General features: G+C 67.1%; 2 protein-coding genes. Both read left to right on the top strand.

Features of this window, described 5'->3' with window-relative positions; translation table 11 throughout:
• The first annotated feature begins 128 nt into the window (after nucleotides 1-128).
• Nucleotides 129-2,009, top strand: a complete 1,881-nt coding sequence (locus tag WB528_RS19370; RefSeq protein ID WP_423890008.1) for a hypothetical protein — start codon at nucleotides 129-131, stop codon at nucleotides 2,007-2,009.
• 1 nt (nucleotide 2,010) lies between these two features.
• The coding region (locus tag WB528_RS19365) for a hypothetical protein (protein WP_423890007.1) at nucleotides 2,011-4,726 on the top strand (2,716 nt) is incomplete at its 3' end.

Raw genomic sequence — 4,726 nt, 5'->3', positions numbered from 1 at the left:
CGGCGACAACTGCTTCTGCTGCGGCGCGCACCATCCAGCCGCCGCTCGTCAACAACCCGATCCGCGCGTTACGCGGCGGCACGCCTCAGACTATCGCGCCGGGCGAGCAGCTCGCGATCAGCGATGTCATGCAGCGGTTCGCGGCGGGCCAGCCGGTTTCCGGCGCAACGCTCGCGAGCCTCGTCCTCGCAAATGCCCCGGCTGTCGCGCCGCCGCCGCCGAAATGTTTCGGGTGGGCCCTAGCGTCGCCGATCTTCGATGACGGCGAGCTCATCGCCTTCGGCAGCCAGAACAAGGCGCCGGCGATCAAGAGCGCGTTCACGCGACTGCACCACAAGCCAGGCCCGCTCGACGACGCCGTTGTCTTCCAAACCGGCGAGTTCGAATACATTCGCTTCTACCTCTGGATCCCCCGACGCTTCGCCAACAACACGGTCGTCGTCGCGGCAAGCAACGCAAACGACCAGCTGACCAATCAGCACACGATCGTGGCCGCCGACCAGGTGCCGCCGGTCGCGCTTCCCGCCACATGGACCAATCCGGCGAGCCCCTGGGGACCCGCCGTGTTCGTGCTCGAGGAGCTCGCCACGCTGGCGCGCGACTATGTCGCGGTGTTCGTAGAGATCAAGGGCGCGAAGGGGTTCGACCGCGTTCAGATCGGATGCCCACCGACCTCCCGTCAGCTGCGCGGCGAGATCACGCTGCGTCCGTTCTATGTCGGCGGCATCGAGCTGCTCAAGGCATCCGAGGTCGCGCGCTCGAGCTACGACACCGTCGAGCAGCAGAAGCTGCAGGGTGTGTTGCAGAATGCGCTCGGGCTCGACAGCGCCGACAACGCGCTGCTCATGGCGGGGCAGCAGTATCGCGTGAGCGTCACGTGGACGTGCGAGCGCAAGGATTCCACGGGCGACAACACCTTCGGGCCGAAGCAGCAGACGTTCTGGTTCCAGGCCGACAGCAATCCACCCGCCCGGCTCGATCCGTGGGTCATGGTCGCCTTGCCGGGCGAGGCAGAGCAGCGTTTCTTCGCGGCCGATCCCGTGAAGATCGTTTTCGCGAGCAACAATGTCGGCTCGATCTATGCGGCCTATAATAAGAAGCTCCAGGCGCGGCTGCGGCCGTCGTCTTTCGCGCAGGTCGCGAGCACGCCGTCCGCACCGCACCCCTATCCGCTCATTCCCGCGAACCTCAAGCCCGTGCCGGCGAGCATCCTCTCACCGTGGGAGAACTCGGTCCAGAAGCTCGCGGCGTCGAGCCTGCCCTGCGTGAACGTCAGCGGCGAGCGCACGCGTCATACCTACATCGAGATGGCGCTGCCGCTCGATCTCTTCACCGACTACCTGATCGACATCGAGATGCTCGACACGAGCGCGGCGGACGGCTCGCCAGGACAGGTGGTGTGGCGCGGCTCGTTCTCGACCGGAGGATTCCGCACCGCCCAGGATTTCGCCATCTCGTTCCAGATCATCCGCCTGAACCATCGCGGCATGCGCACGGCGGGTGCGCTGCAGGCGATCGGAACGCAATTTGCCGGACGAGCTCCCGAAGGATCCGAATTCGACGATGCGCTGATCGCCGCTGGGCTGGACGCGCTACAGTCTCCCAAGATGCCGGCGCTGACGATCTTTTGGGATCCGGGAACGCCGCCGCAGCCCGCCGCTATCCTGGTCGATTCATCCGAGCCGATGTGGCGCAACCGCCCCCTGCCAACGCTGATCACCGATCCGCCGCCCGGCGCGGCGCAACGCTACCAGATGACGTCGCAGCCATGGATGGACCTCGTCCAGCAGGCCGGCGGCGACAACATCGTAGATCAGATCGTCGCGGCGCCCGGTGGCCAGCGTGCGCTCGTGACGCTCAATGCGAATTCGCGCGGCAAGCACATCATACTCGCGCTGCGACGCATCGCGCATACCGAGGCCTATCTCGACGGGCCGGCGGGAACGGACCAGTTCTACACAATCCTTGATGACAAACTCACGGTCGCACCGTGGGAGGAGACCGACTGACGTGGCGTACATCGTGGACCAGACCGTTTTCCACGCCGAGGGCGCTCTCATCTCCTGGACGGCTGCGGCGCAACGGCTCAACATTCCGCTCTGGGCGCCGCTTCCGACCGCCATCGAGCTGCGCTGGATACTTAGCGCCGGCATAGGCATGCCGACCGAACCCTTCGTAGTATGGGTACACCCGCACTCGGCCGAGGCGAACTGGCAGCCGCTCGCGATCTCGCAAAAGCAGCTCCTGTTCTTAGGGCTGTTCGAACTCGTGACCTGGTCGCAAGGCAGCGTCTCGAGCGTGAGCGTCGACATCCAGGCTCCCTCGGGCGGCGCCATCTTCGCGTTCGCGGGCGGACCGCTCCTGTCGAACATCTGTGCGGTCACCTCGGTCCCGACCGGAAACACGACCATCGAGCTTTCCGCGCACATCATCGACGGTCTCCTGGTCGCGCCGGGAATAACCATCACGGCGGTGCGCGGCCTGTTGACGAACGCCTACGCCAACGCGCCTGGCTGGACCCCGATCGAGCTGGTCGGCCTTCCGGTGAAGCAGGCGGATTGGAGCGGGATCGGCAAGCATGGCGAGCCGCAAGGGATGGTGGGCTCGTTCACGGACGCCCAGACAGCGGCAATCGCGCGGCTAACCCGCGGCGGACCGCCGATCGGATGGGCCCTCACGGATGCGTCCGGCAACCCGGAGCCAAACTGGATCGCGCCGAACTTCACATCGCTCGTCGGCGAGGTCAATTCCAGCCTGCTGGGTGAGCTCAAGGCCATTGTGAAGGATTTTGCCCCCGATCAGCAGGCGGGGCAGACGATCACGGTCCCGTTGCCCCCCCCGGAGACCTCGTTGGGTCAGCGGATGGGTGTGCCCGCAACCACCACGACGCTCGCCCCACTCGTGATGACGTTGATGGCCGCCTCGATAGATCCTTTCCTGAGCCTGGTTCTGGGATTCGGCACCGCCTACCCGTCGGCGAAAGATGCAGCCGGGGCCCCCGCCGGCTCCGGTGCGCTCGACTTCATGATCACGGCACGTTGGGAGAAAGGGCTCAACGGCAAGTCGGCACCGGCAGACTACGCCGCGATCATCCCGGCGCCAGTGGCCCCACCGGCCCCGCCGCCGCCGGCAAACATTTTCACCGAGGTCGTCGGCACGCTGCGCCCGCTCGCCCCCGATGGCAACTGGCGCTCGACCTCGCGGATCGGCTGGGACCGTCCGCCCAGGACCGAGTTTTTTCGCACCGCGAGCTTCGCCGCGACACGGACCAGCGTCACGCCTGCCGCACCCGTCGTGGCGTTGATGGCAGTGCGGCCGAGCGGCGGCTATCGCCCGATCGCGATCAATCAGGCCGCGGACCCGCCGGACCCCGAGTTCTATCACCTGAACACGGTCGATCGGGAAGTCGAGATCCCGTCCAATCCTGGAACGCTCCAGCTCTCCTACGCGGCCGCCGTCCAGGACATCTATGGGCAATGGACTCCGTGGATTTCGGTCGCGCAGACCCTCGCGCAGCCCGCGCTCGAGCCGGTCCGGCTCGTGAGCGCGACGCTCAAGCCGATCGCGCCCGCAAGCGGATCCGTCTGCGCCACATCGCTCAACATCGAGTTCCTGTGGGACTGGCGCATCCGTACGCCCCGGCAGATCACCTTCGTGGGCCGGATGTATCCGGGCGCGACCCATGGCACGTCGCCACCGAGCCTCGTCGTGCCGGCGGGCCTCGACCGCTCGCTAGCGGGCGGCGGCGCCGCTCTGGTCGTCACCTTCAGTAGCGCGGTACCATCCGCGCCCGGCGCGACGATCATCCCGCTCACCGAGGATGGCGAGAACAACGCCGGCAGCTTCGGCGCCGCGCAAGGCAGCGATGCGCGACGCTACCGGCTCACGCTCTCGGGCCTGTCGCTCGACTTCGGCGCCACTCCCTTCATCGGCCTCGCGATCTGGGCGATGGGACAGGAGCTGATCGCGCCGCAGCGGCTGAGCGCCTGGTCCGACAAGCCGCTCGTGGTCGCGACTGGCGATCCGCGTCCGCCCATCCTGCAGATCGAGCACGTGACGCTCGGGAGCCTGCCGGATGCAACTGGCTCGAGCCACGTCCGCATCCACTGGCCGACGCCATCGAACGCGGTCGGCTTCTTCATCTACGAGGCGACCGAGTCGAACATGCTCGACGCGTTCGGGCTGCCGTCGCCGACGCCGTCGGACACGCTCGATGCGCGCCTCGCGGTGCTCAAGAACGCCTTCCGCGCCAATCCGCTGCGGCGTCCGTTCACGCGCCTCAACGCGAGCGCGACGACGGCCTCGAGCATGGACATCGCGCTGCCACGCGGGTCGACCAGCATCCATCTATATGTCGTGCTCGGCGTGAGCGCCGGGCAGGTCGAGAGCGCGTGGCCAAGCGGGCCGACGCCCGACGACTCGCTGATCGCGATCGCGGCGCCGCACGTCGCCAGGCCCGCGCCGCCGATGCTCGAGATGCAACGTATTCTCGACAACTCGACCAATCCGCCGACCTATAAGGCCAGCCTCGCAATTACCTCCCGGACCGGCCCGCGGCCGAAGCAGATCGACATCCATCGTGTTCGCGTGGACGACGCCGCGCGCGAGCTCGACAGCATGGGTCCGCCGATCGCCAGCCTCACCGCGAGCGCGGGCGGCTGGGTCGTGCAAACGACCAACGATCCGACCTTCGGTCCTTACATCTCTTCGGTGACCGGCACCGACG

The sequence above is a fragment of the Bradyrhizobium sp. genome (genome assembly GCF_049586575.1).
Lineage (GTDB): Bacteria > Pseudomonadota > Alphaproteobacteria > Rhizobiales > Xanthobacteraceae > Bradyrhizobium.
Note: the sequence above shows the minus strand (reverse complement) of the source record. Positions and strands in the feature narration are given on the sequence as shown.

Bases quoted from the DNA above. Each gene is read 5' to 3' on its own strand.
- WB528_RS19370 (WP_423890008.1), top strand. From the start codon at position 129: ATGCAGCGGTTCGCGGCGGGCCAGCCGGTTTCCGGCGCAACGCTCGCG.